The 15,572-nt window shown below is 67.3% G+C and carries 12 protein-coding genes and 1 pseudogene; 1 reads left to right on the top strand and 12 read right to left on the bottom strand.

Going from position 1 to position 15,572, the window contains the following annotated elements:
• Positions 1-48 precede the first annotated feature (48 nt).
• Entirely contained in the window at positions 49-1,932 is a 1,884-nt protein-coding gene (gene ftsH, locus K7G19_RS13320) for an ATP-dependent zinc metalloprotease FtsH (protein ID WP_006576612.1), read from the bottom strand.
• 250 nt (positions 1,933-2,182) lie between these two features.
• Positions 2,183-2,848 carry an RlmE family RNA methyltransferase gene (locus K7G19_RS13315; protein WP_149319833.1) on the bottom strand — a complete coding sequence of 222 codons (666 nt, stop codon included), beginning with the start codon at positions 2,846-2,848 and terminating at the stop codon, positions 2,183-2,185.
• A 148-nt stretch (positions 2,849-2,996) separates the two neighbouring features.
• Here K7G19_RS13315 and K7G19_RS13310 point away from each other — a divergent pair, with 148 nt between their 5' ends.
• On the top strand, positions 2,997-3,497 hold the full coding sequence (locus K7G19_RS13310) for a YhbY family RNA-binding protein (RefSeq protein WP_150082652.1): 501 nt from the start codon (positions 2,997-2,999) through the stop codon (positions 3,495-3,497).
• Between the two features lie 67 nt (positions 3,498-3,564).
• On the opposite strand, the gene K7G19_RS13305 is transcribed toward K7G19_RS13310, so the two are convergent.
• From K7G19_RS13305 to K7G19_RS13260, 10 genes and pseudogenes are all read right to left on the bottom strand, one after another.
• The gene (locus K7G19_RS13305) at positions 3,565-4,038 is read right to left on the bottom strand and encodes a DUF4149 domain-containing protein (RefSeq protein WP_149319874.1); all 474 of its coding nucleotides are present in this window, start codon (positions 4,036-4,038) and stop codon (positions 3,565-3,567) included.
• 67 nt (positions 4,039-4,105) lie between these two features.
• Positions 4,106-4,582, bottom strand: coding sequence for a transcription elongation factor GreA (greA, locus tag K7G19_RS13300; protein ID WP_149319831.1), 477 nt, complete (start codon positions 4,580-4,582; stop codon positions 4,106-4,108).
• Between the two features lie 303 nt (positions 4,583-4,885).
• Positions 4,886-8,134 carry a carbamoyl-phosphate synthase large subunit gene (carB, locus tag K7G19_RS13295; protein WP_149319830.1) on the bottom strand — a complete coding sequence of 1,083 codons (3,249 nt, stop codon included), beginning with the start codon at positions 8,132-8,134 and terminating at the stop codon, positions 4,886-4,888.
• 67 nt (positions 8,135-8,201) lie between these two features.
• Positions 8,202-8,930 carry a leucine efflux protein LeuE gene (leuE, locus tag K7G19_RS13290; protein ID WP_226107624.1) on the bottom strand — a complete coding sequence of 243 codons (729 nt, stop codon included), beginning with the start codon at positions 8,928-8,930 and terminating at the stop codon, positions 8,202-8,204.
• Between the two features lie 82 nt (positions 8,931-9,012).
• A complete protein-coding gene (carA, locus tag K7G19_RS13285; protein ID WP_226107623.1) occupies positions 9,013-10,149 on the bottom strand; it encodes a glutamine-hydrolyzing carbamoyl-phosphate synthase small subunit in 1,137 nt (378 codons plus the stop codon).
• 352 nt (positions 10,150-10,501) lie between these two features.
• On the bottom strand, positions 10,502-10,924 hold the full coding sequence (locus tag K7G19_RS13280) for a RidA family protein (RefSeq protein ID WP_226107688.1): 423 nt from the start codon (positions 10,922-10,924) through the stop codon (positions 10,502-10,504).
• Positions 10,925-11,233: 309 nt separating this feature from the next.
• Positions 11,234-11,662, bottom strand: a pseudogene (locus K7G19_RS13275) (acyl-CoA thioesterase); the annotation flags it as partial.
• On the bottom strand, positions 11,659-13,329 hold the full coding sequence (locus K7G19_RS13270; RefSeq protein WP_226107622.1) for an AMP-binding protein: 1,671 nt from the start codon (positions 13,327-13,329) through the stop codon (positions 11,659-11,661). The pseudogene K7G19_RS13275 and the gene K7G19_RS13270, both read right to left, overlap by 4 nt.
• 44 nt (positions 13,330-13,373) lie before the next feature.
• A complete protein-coding gene (locus K7G19_RS13265) occupies positions 13,374-14,594 on the bottom strand; it encodes an acyl-CoA dehydrogenase family protein (protein ID WP_226107621.1) in 1,221 nt (406 codons plus the stop codon).
• Positions 14,595-14,632: 38 nt separating this feature from the next.
• Complete coding sequence (locus K7G19_RS13260) at positions 14,633-15,484, bottom strand: enoyl-CoA hydratase family protein (protein WP_226107620.1); 852 nt, start codon at positions 15,482-15,484, stop codon at positions 14,633-14,635.
• Positions 15,485-15,572: the final 88 nt, after the last annotated feature.

The following is a 15,572-nucleotide window of genomic DNA, read 5'->3' as shown; positions in this document are numbered from 1 at the left end:
GCAGCGCTGCCATCATCCTTTGACTGGACAGTCCCGGACGGTCCCGGATCAGGCCGCGGCCGGCGCGTTCGACGGCGTCACCGGCGAGCCGCCCGACGGCGGCGTGCCGCCACCGCTGGCGCCCGGCATGCCGCGCGGCGGACGCGGCGGCTTGCCAGCCATGATGTCGTTGACCTGGTCGGCATCGATGGTTTCCCATTCCATCAGCGCGGCGGTCATGGCCTCGACCTTGTCGCGATTCTCTTCCAGCAGGCGCTTGGCCAGCGCGTACTGCTCGTCGAGGATGCGGCGGATCTCGCCGTCGACCTTCTGCTGCGTGACTTCGGACACCGACTTGGACGACATCTTGCCGAACAGGCCTTCCTGCTCCGTGTCGACATAGACCATCGTGCCCAGCGTGTCGCTCATGCCGAAGCGGGTCACCATGTCGCGCGCGATCTTGGTGGCGCGCTCGAAGTCGTTGGACGCCCCGGTGCTCATCGCATTGAGGAACACCTCTTCCGCGGCGCGACCGCCGAACAGGATGGCGATCTCGTCGAGCATGTTGTCCTTGTACTTCGAGTACTTGTCATGCTCGGGCAGCTGCCAGGTCACGCCCAGCGCCCAGCCGCGCGGCATGATCGTGACCTTGTGCACCGGGTCGGCCTTGGGCAGCAGCTTGGCCACCACCGCATGGCCCGACTCGTGGTACGCGGTCGCCTTGCGTTCCTCTTCGCGCATCACCGTGGACTTGCGCTCCGGACCCATGTAGATCTTGTCCTTCGCGTCCTCGAAGTCCTGCATGTCGACCACGCGCTTGTTGCGACGGGCGGCGAACAGCGCGGCCTCGTTGACCAGGTTGGCCAGGTCGGCGCCGGAGAAGCCCGGCGTGCCGCGCGCGATCACCGACGCGTCGACATCGTTGCCGATCGGCACCTTGCGCATATGGACCTTCAGGATCTGCTCGCGGCCGCGGATGTCCGGCAGGCCGACGAAGACCTGGCGGTCGAAGCGGCCCGGACGCAGCAGGGCCTTGTCCAGCACGTCGGCACGGTTGGTCGCGGCGATCACGATCACGCCCGAGTTGGCCTCGAAGCCGTCCATCTCGACCAGCATCTGGTTCAGCGTCTGCTCGCGCTCGTCGTTGCCGCCGCCCATGCCGGCGCCGCGATGGCGGCCGACCGCGTCGATTTCATCGATGAACACGATGCAGGGGGCCTGCTTCTTGGCGTTCTCGAACATGTCGCGCACGCGGGCCGCGCCGACGCCGACGAACATTTCGACGAAGTCCGAACCGGAGATGCTGAAGAACGGGACCTTGGCCTCGCCTGCGATGGCGCGCGCCAGCAGCGTCTTGCCGGTACCCGGAGGGCCGACCAGCAGCACGCCGCGCGGAATGCGTCCGCCCAGCTTCTGGAACTTCTGCGGGTCCTTCAGGAAGTCGACCAGCTCGACCACTTCTTCCTTGGCCTCGTCGCACCCGGCGACGTCCTGGAAGGTGACCGCGTTCTGGTTCTCGTCGATCAGGCGCGCACGCGACTTGCCGAACGAGAAGGCGCCGCCTTTCCCGCCACCCTGCATCTGCCGCATCATGTAGAACCAGAACACGATGATCAGCAGGGTCGGTCCGAGGTAGTACAGGGCCTGGACCAGCACATTGGGCTCGTCATCGGCCTTGCCGGTCACCTGGACGCCGTATTTCATCAGGTCGCCGACCATCCAGATGTCGCCCGGCGAGATGATGGTGTATTTCTGCCCTTCCTTGGGCGTCACCACGAGGTTTCGGCCCTGTACGTCGACGCGGCTCACCTTGCCGTTCTTGGCGTCATCCATGAACTGCGAATAGGTGACGCTTTCCTGCGCACGGGGCTTGTCGAACTGCTTGAAGACGGTAAACAACACCAGCGCGATCACGAGCCAGATTGCCGCCTTTTGAAACAGGTTGTTATTCAAGGCCGAACTCCTTTGCGAATGCCTTGCCAACGATAGCTGCATTGCATTGTAATGCAGCGCCGCCCCGGGGGGCGAAAAGCGTCCCTATCGGACCGATAGCGATAGCGCCAGCGGCCGACAGCCCGTAGGCCAATGCGGGACGACACTCAGACCGGCAACGGCTCAAATGGTGCCCGGCTTCGGGTCCATGGGCAGTGCCCGGCCCCCGTGCCGGGCGGTCCGGCGGCTTCCGCCACGCAGCCGGGCAATTTCAGCCCGGCGACTTCAGGTGGCGCCCCAGAATGAAGGTTTCGGAGGACTTGTCCCGCGAGGCCTTCGGCTTGCGCTTGGCGACCACCTTGAACTGGCGCTTGAACTTTTCGACGATCTGGCTGTAGCCGCTGCCGTGGAAGCACTTTACCAGCAACGCGCCATCGGGTTTCAGATGGGCCTGGGCGAATTCGAGCGCCAGGTCGCACAGATATTCGATGCGCGCCGCATCGGCCGAGGCCACACCGGACAAATTGGGGGCCATATCGGACAAAACAAGGTCGATCTTGTTGCCGCCGGAGGCCTCCAGCACGATCTGCTCGAGCTGGCGGAACACCGCCTCCTCGCGGAAGTCGCCCTGGATGAAGGTCACGTCGGCGACCGGCTCCATCGGCAGCAGGTCGATCGCGACCACCGCCCCGTCGATATGCCCTTCCCGCGCCCGGGGCGAGGCCGCCAGCTTGTTGCGCACATACTGGCTCCAGCTGCCCGGCGCCGCGCCCAGGTCGACGATGACCTGCCCCGGCTGGATCAGCTTGTCCTGCTCGTCGATCTCCTTGAGCTTGTAGGCCGCGCGCGCGCGATAGCCTTCGCGCTGCGCCAGCTTGACGTAGGGATCGTTGATATGGTCGTGCAGCCACGACTGCCTGAACTTGTTCTTGGCCATTTCTCGTGATTTCGCCGCCAGACCGTGACGGTTTGACGGATAATACGCGCCGTTGCGACGCCCTTGCGACGTAAGAGGCCCTACCGGCCGAATTTCCAGCCGACTTCGCAGCCGCCTTTACCGGCGTCGCCCCTATTCCTGCCTGACTATGCCTGCCCTTCAATTGAATCCCGCCCAGCGCTCCGAACTCCGCTCCCGTGCCCACGGCCTGAACCCGGTCGTGATGATCGGCGCCGAGGGGTTGACCCGTGCCGTCCTGGCCGAGATCGACCGCAGCCTCGCGGCCCACGAACTGATCAAGATCCGCGTGTTCGGCGACGAGCGCGACACCCGCATCGCCATCTACGAAGCCATTTGCGATGAACTCGGCGCCGCCCCGATCCAGCACATCGGCAAGCTGCTGGTGGTCTGGCGTCCCGGCCCCGCGCGGCTCAAGGAGAACCAGCCGCAGGACCTCGGCCGCATGGCGCCGGCTCGCCGCGGCGCGGCACCGCGCACCGTCACGGTGCGCAAGCCCGCCGCCAAGCCGGGCGGCCGCCCGACCCGCAACGAGGTCCGTGTGCTCGGCAACGAGCGCGTGACCGCCGGCGGCAACGTCAAGCGCGCCCGCAGCCGTCAGGCCAGCCAGAAGAAGAAGTCGCTGGGCTGATCCGTGCCGTGCTCCCCTCTCCCGCAAGCCGGAGAGGGGCAAAAAACCACCCGGAGGGGAAGTCCCTTCAGTCCTCCGCCACGGTGCGCCGGCCGGCGAGACGCCAGACCAGCACCAGCGCCAGCACGCTCTGCAGCAGATAGAAGGCGCTCGAGATGCCGTGCAGCATGCCGAAGCGCGCCCGGAACGGCGACTCGGACACGCCGAGCCCCATCGCCTGCGCCTTGTGCCGCAGGCTCTCCATGAAGGGCTGCAGCCCGAAATACCCAATCAGCACGCAGCACAGCATGCCGAGCACCAGCCAGCGCAGCGCCCGGTAGCGCGTGGCGCCGCGCCGGATCATCACGTTGCACAGCACCAGCTGCAGCACGCCGATCACCACGCCGAGCACGGCCTCGGTGCGGAACAGCTGCCCCGCCAGCATGCCGGCCATTTCGCGGCTCGGCAGCACGGCAAACAGCGTGGGAGCGACCAGATAGCCGATCGTCCAGAGGCTGCCGGCCCAGATCACCGTCAGCAGCAGGAACAGCCGGTGGGGCAGCAGCGGCTGGCCGGCGGACGCCGGGCCCGGCAGCGGGGAGGACGGCGAGACCACGGCGCGCGCCGCCTCAGATGTAGCGGACGGTGATGACTTCGTACTCGCGCTCGCCCCCGGGGGCCAGCACGGTTGCGACATCGCCCTCGAACTTGCCGATCAGCGCCCGCGCGATCGGCGAGCTGACGGAGATCTTGCCGCTGTCGAGATCGGCTTCGTCCTCGCCGACGATCTGATAGCGGACCGACTTGCCCGACTCCAGGTCTTCCAGGTCGACGGTGGCGCCGAACACGATACGGCCATCGGTGTCGAGCTGGGTGGGATCGATGATCTGCGCGGCCGACAGCTTGGCCTCCACTTCCTGGATGCGGCCCTCGATAAAGGCCTGCTTTTCCTTGGCTGCGTCGTATTCCGCGTTTTCCGACAGATCGCCCTGCGCGCGCGCCTCGGCGATGGCATTGATCACCGCGGGACGTTCGACGGCCTTCAGGCGTTGCAGCTCCGCTTTCAGGAGTTCTGCGCCGCGCTTGGTAATCGGAATGGTGCTCATGTCTTCGTCAGGCAAAAAAATGAGCCGCAGCGCAGCGGGCGATGTACGCAGCGGTTTTGCCGGCACACCTCCGCTCAACCGCGGCTTTTAGGTTCGTTGGTGACTACCAGGGAATATTCGGTAATGCGTTGCGATACCGTTGCAATACCGGATATTGCTTCGTATTGCTTCTTTTTCGGCCGGCAGGCCGCCGAAATTCCCGTTAGTTTAGGACAAGACGTCCGCCGGCATCAACACCGGCGGACGCAGGGGTCCGGCGCATCCGGTCCCGTCAGCCGAACCTGGGCTCGGCCGGGACCGTGATCAGGCCAGCGAAGCGTGCAGGCCCTGCAGGTCGTAGACCTCCAGATTCTGCATCTGCTTCAGGCCCTCGACCGCGGCGCGGGCACCGGCGATGGTCGTGTAGTACGGCACGCGGTTGGCCAGCGCCGAGATCCGGATCGAGCGCGAATCGGCGATCGCGGTGCGGGTCTCGTCGACCGTGGTGAACACCAGCGCCAGCTCGCCGTTCTTCAGCATGTCGACGATATGCGGACGGCCGTCCTTGACCTTGTTGACCACGCGCACCGGAATGCCGGCCGCCTCGATCGCGGACGCGGTGCCGCGGGTCGCCACCAGCGGGTAGCCCATGTCGTGCAGCATGCGGGCGACGCTGACCGCGTGCGGCTTGTCGCTGTCCTTGACGGTCAGCAGCACGGTGCCGCGTTCCGGCAGGCGCGAACCGGCCGCCAGCTGGCTCTTGAACAGGGCCTCGCCGAAGGTCTTGCCCACGCCCATCACCTCGCCGGTCGAACGCATCTCGGGTCCGAGCACCGGATCGACGCCAGGGAACTTGTTGAACGGGAACACCGCTTCCTTGACGCTGTAGTACGGCGGCACCACCTCGTCGCCAATGCCCTGCTCGTCCAGCGACTGGCCGGCCATGCAGCGCGCGGCGATCTTGGCCAGCGACAGGCCGGTGGCCTTCGACACGTACGGCACCGTGCGCGAGGCGCGCGGGTTCACTTCGAGCACGTAGACGATGTCCTGACCGTCCTTCTGCTGGATCGCGAACTGGACGTTCATCAGGCCGACCACGTTCAGCGCCTTGGCCATCGCGGCGGTCTGGCGCTTCAGTTCGTCGACGGTCGCCTGCGACAGCGAGTACGGCGGCAGCGAGCACGCCGAATCGCCCGAGTGGACGCCCGCCTGCTCGATATGCTCCATCACGCCGCCGATGAAGACGCGCTTGCCATCGCACAGCGCATCGACGTCGCACTCGATCGCATCGTTGAGGAAGCGATCGAGCAGCACCGGCGAGTCGTTCGACACCTTGACCGCCTCGCGCATGTAGCGCTCGAGGTCGCGCGGCTCATGGACGATCTCCATCGCGCGGCCGCCCAGCACGTACGACGGGCGCACCACCAGCGGGTAGCCGATTTCCTCGGCCAGCTTCAGCGCCTCGTCCTCGGCGCGTGCGGTACGGTTCGGCGGCTGGCGCAGGCCGAGTTCCTGCAGCAGCTTCTGGAAGCGCTCGCGATCCTCGGCCGCGTCGATCATGTCGGGGCTCGTGCCGATGATGGGCACGCCGTTGGCCTCCAGATCCAGCGCCAGCTTCAGCGGGGTCTGGCCGCCATACTGCACGATCACGCCGACCGGCTTTTCCTTGTCGACGATCTCCAGCACGTCCTCGAGCGTCAGCGGCTCGAAGTACAGGCGGTCGGAGGTGTCGTAGTCGGTCGACACGGTCTCGGGGTTGCAGTTGACCATGATGGTCTCGTAGCCATCCTCGCGCAGCGCGAGCGCCGCGTGCACGCAGCAGTAGTCGAACTCGATGCCCTGGCCGATCCGGTTCGGGCCGCCGCCCAGCACCATGATCTTGCGCTTGTCGGTCGGGTTGGCCTCGCACTCGCCGTGCTCGGCCTCGTAGGTCGAGTACATGTAGGCGGTGTTGGTGGCGAATTCCGCCGCGCAGGTGTCGACGCGCTTGTAGACCGGGCGCACGTTGCTCGCCAGGCGCGCCTGGCGCACGGCCTTGGCGTCGGTCTTCATCAGCTTGGCCAGGCGCCGGTCGGAGAAGCCCTTCTGCTTCAGGTAGCGCAGTTCGGCGGCCGACAGGCTGTCCAGCGTGCGGGCCTTGACCTGGGCCTCGGTCTTGACGATGTCCTCGATCTGGGCGAGGAACCACGGGTCGATATCGGTCTCGGCGTACACCTCCTCGAGCGACATGCCCAGGCGGAACGCATCGCCAACGTACCAGATCCGGTCCGGGCCCGCCTCGCCGATCTCCTCGACGATCTCGTCGCGGTCGGTCGACTTCTCGTCCAGCCCGTCGACGCCGACCTCGAGGCCGCGCAGCGCCTTCTGGAACGATTCCTGGAAGGTGCGGCCCATCGCCATCACCTCGCCCACCGATTTCATCTGCGTGGTCAGGTGGCTGTCGGCCTGCGGGAATTTCTCGAAGGCGAAGCGCGGCACCTTGGTGACCACGTAGTCGATCGACGGCTCGAACGATGCCGGGGTCTGGCCGCCGGTGATCTCGTTCTTCAGCTCGTCCAGCGTGTAGCCGACCGCCAGCTTGGCGGCGACCTTGGCGATCGGGAAGCCGGTGGCCTTCGAGGCCAGCGCGGACGAACGCGACACACGCGGGTTCATCTCGATCACGATCATCCGGCCATCCTTTGGATTGATCGAGAACTGCACGTTGGAGCCGCCGGTATCGACGCCGATCTCGCGCAGCACCGCCAGCGAGGCGTTGCGCAGCAGCTGGTATTCCTTGTCGGTCAGGGTCTGCGCCGGGGCGACGGTGATCGAGTCGCCGGTGTGGATACCCATCGGGTCCAGGTTCTCGATCGAGCAGACGATGATGCAGTTGTCCTTCTTGTCGCGGACCACTTCCATCTCATACTCTTTCCAGCCCAGCAGCGATTCCTCGATCAGCAGCTCGCGCGTCGGCGACAGGTCCAGGCCGCGCTTGCAGATCTCCTCGAATTCCTCGCGGTTGTAGGCGATGCCGCCGCCGGTGCCGCCCAAGGTGAAGGAGGGGCGGATCACGATCGGATAGCCGCTGGTGTTGGTCTCGCGCGCGATCTGCGACTGCACGGCCAGCGCCTCTTCCATCGAGTGGGCGATGCCGGACTTGGCCGAACCGAGACCGATCCTGGTCATCGCGTCCTTGAACTTCTGGCGGTCCTCGGCCTTGTCGATCGCCTCGGGCGAGGCGCCGATCAGCTCGACCTTGTACTTGTCGAGCACGCCGTGGCGGTGCAGGTCCAGCGCGCAGTTCAGCGCGGTCTGGCCGCCCATGGTCGGCAGGATCGCGTCGGGACGCTCCTTGGCGATGATGCGCTCGACCACTTCCCAGGTGATGGGCTCGATGTAGGTCACATCGGCGGTGTTCGGGTCGGTCATGATGGTCGCCGGGTTCGAATTGACCAGGATGACCTTGAAGCCTTCCTCGCGCAGCGCCTTGCACGCCTGCGCGCCGGAATAGTCGAACTCGCAGGCCTGGCCGATGATGATGGGGCCCGCGCCGATGATCAGGATGCTCTGGATGTCTGTGCGTTTTGGCATTGCACGCTCTCTTTGTCGGCCGGTCCGCGCTCGCTGGGAGCAGGCGCACCGCGCCGGATATCAATATTCAGTTCAGGGTGGCCGTCGCCAGCTTGGCGCCGAAGCCGATAAACATCGCGCCCACGCCGCTCGCCATGCCGGCCGACAGCCTGCGCCGGCGGCGGAAGGCCTCGGCCAGCTTCGCGCCGACGAAGATGATGGCGGTCAGGTAGGCGAAGCTGCAGACCTGGCAGACCAGCCCCAGCGCGGCGAACGACAGCACCGGATAGGCGAACTGCGGATCGACGAACTGGATGAAGAACGAGACGAAGAACAGGATGGCCTTGGGGTTCAGCAGGCTGATCAGCAGCGCCTTGCGAAAGGGGTTGGTCGGGTCGGTGGCCTGCACCGGTCCCTGGCCCTCGCCCCGCCCCTCGCCCTGCCCCGCAGCCTCGCACTGCTCCGCCGCCGCGGCTTGCGCGCCCTTGCCGTGGCCGGTCCAGCTGCGCAGCGCGCCGCGCAGCATCTGGAAGCCGATCCACGCCAGATAGGCGGCGCCGATGTATTTGATCACGTAGAACAGCCCGGGGCTGGCCTTGAGCAGCGAGGCCACGCCGGCCGCCGACAGCACCATCAGGATGGCGTCGCCGAGGAACACGCCGCAGGCGCCGCGATAGCCGGCGCGCACGCCCCGCTGCGCGGCGACCGACAGCACGTACATCGAATTCGGCCCCGGCAGCAGCACGATGAAGATCGTGCCCAGCAGGTAGGTCCAGAAATCGGTAATGCCGAAGGTGGCGTGCATCAGGGCGTTCATGGTCGCGATCCTGTCGTCGTCTCGTCCGCGTCTTGTCAGCGTCTTGTCAGCGTCTCGTCCGGTCTCGATGTCGAGGTCCGCCTTACTGGCGGGCCTCCTCCATCAGCTTCGTGAAGCGGTCGAACAGATAGGCCACGTCGTGCGGGCCGGGCGACGCTTCCGGGTGTCCCTGGAAGCAGAAGGCCGGCTTGTCGTTCAGCGCGAAGCCCTGCAGCGTGCCGTCGAACAGCGAGACGTGGGTCACGCGCGCGTTGGCCGGCAGCGTCGCGGCGTCGACCGCAAAGCCGTGGTTCTGCGAGGTGATCACCACGCGGCCGTCATCCAGATCCTTGACCGGATGGTTGGCGCCGTGGTGGCCGGTCGGCATCTTGACGGTCTTCGCACCGACGGCCAGGCCCATGATCTGGTGGCCCAGGCAGATGCCGAAGGTCGGGATGCCGCGCTGCAGGAATTCCTGCGTGGCGCGGATCGCGTAGTCGCACGGCTCAGGATCGCCCGGGCCGTTGGCCAGGAAGATGCCGTGCGGCTTGTAGGCCAGCGCGTCGGCGGCGGTCGACTGGGCCGGCAGCACCGTGATGCGGCAGCCGCGCTGGGCCAGCATCCGCAGGATGTTGAACTTGACGCCGTAGTCGAACGCGACCACGTGGAAACGCGGGTTCTCCAGCTTGCCATAGCCGCGTTCCAGCGCCCACTCGGTCTGGTTCCACTCGTACGGCTCCTTGACCGACACGACCTTGGCCAGGTCCATGCCGGCCAGGCCCGGGAACGAGCGCGCCAAGTCGATGGCCTTCTGCGCGTTGTCCTCGCCGGCCAGGATGCAGCCGTTCTGCGCACCCTTCTCGCGCAGGATGCGGGTCAGCTTGCGGGTGTCGATGCCGGCAATGGCGGGCACCTTCTCCTGCTTCAGGTAGTGCGGCAGCGTGTGCTGCTTGCGGAAGTTCGAGGCGAGCAGCGGCAGATCCTTGATGATCAGGCCGGCGGCATGGACTTTGGTGGCTTCGACATCCTCGGAATTGACGCCGACATTGCCGATATGCGGATACGTCAGCGTGACGATCTGCCGCGAATAGCTCGGGTCGGTGAGAATTTCCTGGTAACCGGTCAGCGCGGTGTTGAACACCACTTCGCCGATGGTATGGCCGGAGGCGCCGATGGAATAGCCACGAAAGACCGTGCCGTCTGCTAGCGCAAGGATGGCGGGCGGAAAAGACGGTAACACGGGTAGGCTCCTGCTGGATTCACCCCGTGACCGACCTCTCTCGACGCCTCGTGCCCCGAATCTGACGGCGAGCGCACCGGCGGCGAGCCGGGGCTGTCGGGCCGGGCTGCGCGGGATTCGGCGTGGGGGCGGCAAAGGTGTCGACGGCGATCGGCACGGCGCTCCGGGGCGAATCCGCAGGGCAGCGGTCAGGGCGGCGGAAGGTGGAATGCGGTTGGCGCTAGGGTGAAGGGTTCTGAAAGCGAAACTTTCGGATTCTACCTCACGCCGGCCAATTTCTCAAGTTTTCAAGGACTTGCGTATGCCGGGCGAGGGATTTCCCTCCCCCGGTTACGTGATGCGCGCGCCAGTATCACGCTGTCGCGGACACGGTGGGCGGCACCACGGCTGTCACTTCGATCTCGACCCGGGCGCGCGGTTCGATCAGGTCCGCGACCTCGATCGCGGTCATGGCCGGAAAGTGGCGCCCGATGATCTGGCGATAGTGTTTGCCGATGGCGGGATAGGCGGCGACATATTCCGCCTTGTCCTTCACATACCAGGTCATTCGGGCGATATGCTCGGGCCGAGCGCCGCCCTGCTCCAGGATCGCGACCACATTGCGCAGCGCCTGGGCCGTCTGCTCGGCGAAGTCGTCGCTTTCGAATTCGCACTGGCCGTTCCAGCCGATCTGGCCGCCGACGAAGATCAGCCGGCTGCCGGCCTGGAATTCGGTCAGGATGCCGTTGGCATAGCCGCGCGGCGCGGCCCAGCCCGGGGGCTGCAGCACGGCCATCGGCTCGCCCCGCTCGGCGGCGGTGGCGGTCTTCGCGGTGTTCGCACTGGTCGAGGATTTGGCGGCAGGCGCCACGATATCGTTCATAGCTTGGACTCGTCAGGAATTCGATGAAGTAGAGGCCGAGATGGCCGAGGCGGCGGAGGTGCCCTCTGCGGCCGAACTGCGCGCTGTGGTCGAAGCGGCCGATGTGGCCGATGTAGCCGATGTGGCCGATTTGGCCGAGCTGCCCGTTGCGGTCGCTGTGGCCGATTTGGCCGAGCTGCCCGTTGCGGTCGCTGTGGCCGATGCGGCTTCGGCCGCTTCGTCGACGAAGCGGGCCATCGCCTCGCGCACCGGCGCGGGAAAGGGCCGCGGCGCCATGCGGGCCGTATCGACGCAGACCAGGCGCTGACTGAATTCGACGCGCAGGTCCGCCCGCCCTTCGGGTTCCGCGCCGAGAAAACGCACCCGCAGCGTGCAGCTGGAACTGCCCAGCCGCGTCACCGCCAGCTCGCGCGTCAGCACCTCGCCCATCCGGCTCGGCGCGACGAAGCGGCACTGCAGGTCCGCGGTCGGCACGCCGGCATGGTCGGCGCCGTGCATGCGCTCGAACGGCCAGTCGAGCGCCTCGCGAAACCAGTCTTCGACCAGATCGTTCAGCATCTCGAAATAGCGCGGAAAGAACACGATGCCGGCGGCGTCGCAGTCCTTGAAGCGCACCCGCACCGTGTTGCGAAAGCTCGCGGCTGCCGTCATGACGCCGGCGTCCCGTTCTGCTCGGCCATCTGCCGCAGCCGGAAACGCTGCAGCTTGCCGGTCTCGGTGCGCGGCAGCGCGTCGACGAAGTGGATGCGGCGCGGATACTTGTACGGCGCGATCTGCCGCTTGACGTGCTCCTGCAGCGTGACGCGCATCGCATCGTCGCCGTGGAAGCCGGGTCGCAGCACCACATAGGCGGCCACCACCTGGCCGCGCCCGTCATCGGGCGCGCCGACCACGCCGCACTCGGCCACCGCTTCGTGCTGCATCAGCGCGGCCTCGACCTCGGGACCGGCGATGTTGTAGCCGGCGGAGACAATCATGTCGTCCGAACGCGCCTGGTAGAAGTAGTAGCCGTCGGCGTCCATCACGAAGGTATCGCCGGGCAGGTTCCAGCCGTCGCGTACGTAGTTGGCCTGGCGCGGATCGTCCAGATAGCGGCAGCCGGTCGGCCCCTGCACCGCCAGCTTGCCGGGCACGCCGGGCGGCAGCGTCTGCATGTTCTCGTCGACAATGCGCGCGACATAGCCGGGCACCACCTTGCCGATCGCCCCCGGGCGCACCTCGTCGCCGGCGCTGGAGATGAAGATGTGCATCATCTCGGTGCCGCCGATGCCGTCGATCATCTCGATGCCGGTCGCCGCCTTCCAGCTCTGGCGCGTGGCGTCGGGCAGCGCCTCGCCGGCCGACACGCTTTTCTTCAGGCTCGACAGGTCGTAGCGCCCCGCCGCCGCGGCCATCTGGCGATAGAAGGTCGGCGCGGTGAAGACGATGGTCGCGCGCGCGTCCTGGATCAGCGCCAGCAGCGTCTCCGGCGTCAGCTTCTCGGCCAGCACCGTCGAGGCGCCGGCCCGCAGCGGGAAGCACAGCAGCCCGCCCAGGCCGAAGGTGAAGGCCAGCGGCGGCGTGCCGCAGAACACGTCGTCGGCCGTGGGTTTAAGCACATGGCGCGGGAACAGGTCGCACATCGCCAGCACGTCGCGATGGAAATGCACGGTGCCCTTGGGCTGGCCGGTGGTGCCACTGGTAAAGGCGATCAGGCAGATGTCGTCGCTGGCGGTATCGCAGGCGGCGAAATCGTCGGGCTTGCCTTCCAGCGCCGCCTCGAGCGAGCCCGGCCCGCTGCCGTTGAAGCACAGCACCTGCCGCATCGTCGGACAGTGGAACTCGCCGCCCTCGCGCATGTTCGCGTCCAGCTCGTCGCGCAGCCGCGCATCGCACAGCGCGGCGCCCACCTCGGCGCGATCGATTACCTGCTTCAGTTCGCGCGCGCGCAGCAGCGGCATCGTCGGCACCGCGATCAGGCCGGCCTTCAGCGTCGCCAGCAGGCTCGCGGCCATCATCAGGTTGTTGGGACCGCGCAGCAGGATGCGGTTGCCGGGCACCAGTCCCATGTCCTCGGTCAGCACGCGCGCGATGCGGTTGGTCAGCGCGGCCAGCTCGGCATAGCTGACGGTGGCGAACCCGCCGGCGCTGCCGGCATCGGGATAGCCGATCGCGATCCGTTCGCCGCGGCCCTCGCGCACATGGCGATCGACCAGTTCCACCGCCGCGTTGAACCGCTCGGGATAGCGCGTGTCGTCGTTGAACAGGAACTGCGGCCAGGCCTCGCGCGGCGGCAGGCGGTCCTGGGCGAAGGTATCGATGTGGGCTGTGCTCGCCATGGCTGTCTCCTTGATGGGCGGCGCTCGTTCTGTGGAGCGCGCGGTCAGGACCGCGGTTGCCGCGCGGCCAGCGTTTCGCGCGCGACGATCAGCTTCTGCACTTCGGTGGCGCCCTCGTAGATGCGCAGCGAGCGGATCTCACGGTACAGGCTCTCGACCCGGCTGCCGATGCGTACGCCAAGTCCGCCAAACAGCTGCACCGCGCGATCGATCACCATCTGCGCGTTCTCGGTCGCAGTCATCTTGGCCATCGCGGCCTCGCGGGTCGTGCGGACCGGAGCGCCGCCTTGGGTGCCGCCCTGACTGCGGCCCGCGCCGGTATCGCGCAGCCACGCCGCACGCCAGGTCAGCAGCGCGGCCGCGTCGAGCGCGGTCGCCATCTCGCCGAGCGCGGCCTGCGTCAGCTGCAGGTCGGCCAGCTTGCCGCCGAAAATCGGGCGCGCGGTGGCCCGCGCGATCGCTTCATCGAGCGCCGCGCGGCCGAAGCCAAGCGCGGCGGCCGCGACCGAGGCGCGGAAGATGTCCAGCGTCATCATTGCCAGCTTGAAGCCCTGCCCCGGCTCGCCCAGCCGCTGCGAGACCGGCACGCGGCAGCCCTCGAAACGCAGCGTGGCCAACGGATGCGGCGCCATCACGTCGATGCGCTCGGCGATCCGCAGGCCCGGCGTATCGGCATCGACGACGAAGGCCGTGATGCCGCGCGCGCCGGGCGCCTCGCCGGTGCGCGCGAACACGCAGTAGAAGTCGGCGATGCCGCCGTTCGAGATCCACGTCTTGGTGCCGTCGAGCACGTAGTGGTCGCCGTCCAGCGTCGCGCTGCACTGCATCGCGGCGACGTCGGAACCGGCCTCCGGTTCGGACAGCGCGAAGGCCGCGATCGCCTCGCCGCGCGCCACGCGCGGCAGATAGCGCTGGCGCAGCGTCTCGTCGCCCGCCAGCGTGATCGCGCCCGAGCCCAGTCCCTGCATCGCGAACGCGAAGTCGGCCAACCCATCGTGGCGCGCCAGCGTCTCGCGCAGCAGGCACAGCGCGCGTGAATCGAGCTGGTCGAGCACGCCGCCGTAGGCGAGCGGCACGCAGTAGCGCAGCCAGCCGGCCTCGCCGAGCTGGCGCACGAGCGCGCGGCAGTCCGCGTCGACATCGGCGCCGGGCGCATGCGGCTGCGCGGACAACGAGCGCGCGCACCAGGCGTCCAGCTCGCGCGCCAGCGCGCGGTGCGCGTCGTCGAAGAAAGGCAGCGCCAGATCGTCTTGCCAGCCGGTCATGTCAGTTCCCTCGGTTGCCTTCACTGAGTCACCTTCACTCAGTTGCCTTCGAACACGGGCTTCGCCTTGGCGACGAAGGCCTCGTAGGCGCGGCGGAAGTCGCCGGTCTGCATGCAGATCGCCTGGGCCTGCGCCTCGGCCTCGATGGCCTCGTCCAGCCCCATGTTCCATTCCTGGTGCAGCAGCTTCTTGGTGACGCCATGCGCGAAGGTCGGGCCCGCGGCCAGTTGCGCGGCCAGCGCGGCGGCCTCGTCGCGCAGGCGTTCCGGCGCGTGCAGCGCATTGAAGAAGCCCCACTGCAGCCCTTCCTGCGCGCTCATCGCGCGGCCCGTGTACAGCAGCTCGCTGGCGCGTCCCTGGCCGATCATGCGAGGCAGCAGCGTGCAGGCGCCCATGTCGGCGCCGGCCAGGCCGACTCGAACGAACAGGAAGGCGGTACGCGCCGATTCGGTCGCCAGCCGCATGTCCGAGGCCAGCGCGATCATCGCGCCCGCGCCAGCGCAGACGCCGTCGACCGCCGCGATGATCGGTTGCGGACACGCCCGCATCGCCTTGACCAGATCGCCGGTCATGCGCGTGAAATCCAGCAGCTCGGGCATCGCCATCTTCGTCAGCGGGCCGATGATCTCGTGCACGTCGCCGCCCGAGCAGAAATTGCCGCCTGCGCCCTGCACCACCACCGCCTTGATGTCGTTCGCATAGACCAGCGCGCGGAACAGATCGCGCAGTTCCGCGTAGGCGTCGAAGGTCAGCGGGTTCTTGCGCTCGGGGCGGTTCAGCGTCACGGTGCCGACCTTGCCGTCATCGGATACCGACCACAGGAAGTGGCGCGGCGCGAAGTCCGCGAAGCCGCGCTTGTGGTGGCGCATGTCCAGTGCGATCTCGTTCATCTGCGTTCTCTCGTCGATGTGTCGATGTGTCGATGTGTCGATGTGTCGGTGTGTCGGTGTGTCGGTGTGTCGGTGTGTGTGTCGATGT

This window comes from Cupriavidus sp. DB3, assembly GCF_020418465.1.
GTDB classification, from domain to species: Bacteria; Pseudomonadota; Gammaproteobacteria; order Burkholderiales; family Burkholderiaceae; genus Cupriavidus; species Cupriavidus cauae.
Note: the sequence above shows the minus strand (reverse complement) of the source record. Positions and strands in the feature narration are given on the sequence as shown.

Excerpts from the sequence above, each read along its gene's own strand:
- K7G19_RS13315 (WP_149319833.1), bottom strand. The coding sequence starts at position 2,848 with ATGGCCAAGAACAAGTTCAGGCAGTCGTGGCTGCACGACCATATCAAC.
- K7G19_RS13310 (WP_150082652.1), top strand. The coding sequence starts at position 2,997 with ATGCCTGCCCTTCAATTGAATCCCGCCCAGCGCTCCGAACTCCGCTCC.
- greA (WP_149319831.1), bottom strand. The coding sequence starts at position 4,582 with ATGAGCACCATTCCGATTACCAAGCGCGGCGCAGAACTCCTGAAAGCG.
- carB (WP_149319830.1), bottom strand. The coding sequence starts at position 8,134 with ATGCCAAAACGCACAGACATCCAGAGCATCCTGATCATCGGCGCGGGC.
- leuE (WP_226107624.1), bottom strand. The coding sequence starts at position 8,930 with ATGAACGCCCTGATGCACGCCACCTTCGGCATTACCGATTTCTGGACC.
- K7G19_RS13280 (WP_226107688.1), bottom strand. The coding sequence starts at position 10,924 with ATGGCCGTGCTGCAGCCCCCGGGCTGGGCCGCGCCGCGCGGCTATGCC.
- K7G19_RS13270 (WP_226107622.1), bottom strand. The coding sequence starts at position 13,329 with ATGGCGAGCACAGCCCACATCGATACCTTCGCCCAGGACCGCCTGCCG.
- K7G19_RS13265 (WP_226107621.1), bottom strand. The coding sequence starts at position 14,594 with ATGACCGGCTGGCAAGACGATCTGGCGCTGCCTTTCTTCGACGACGCG.
- K7G19_RS13260 (WP_226107620.1), bottom strand. The coding sequence starts at position 15,484 with ATGAACGAGATCGCACTGGACATGCGCCACCACAAGCGCGGCTTCGCG.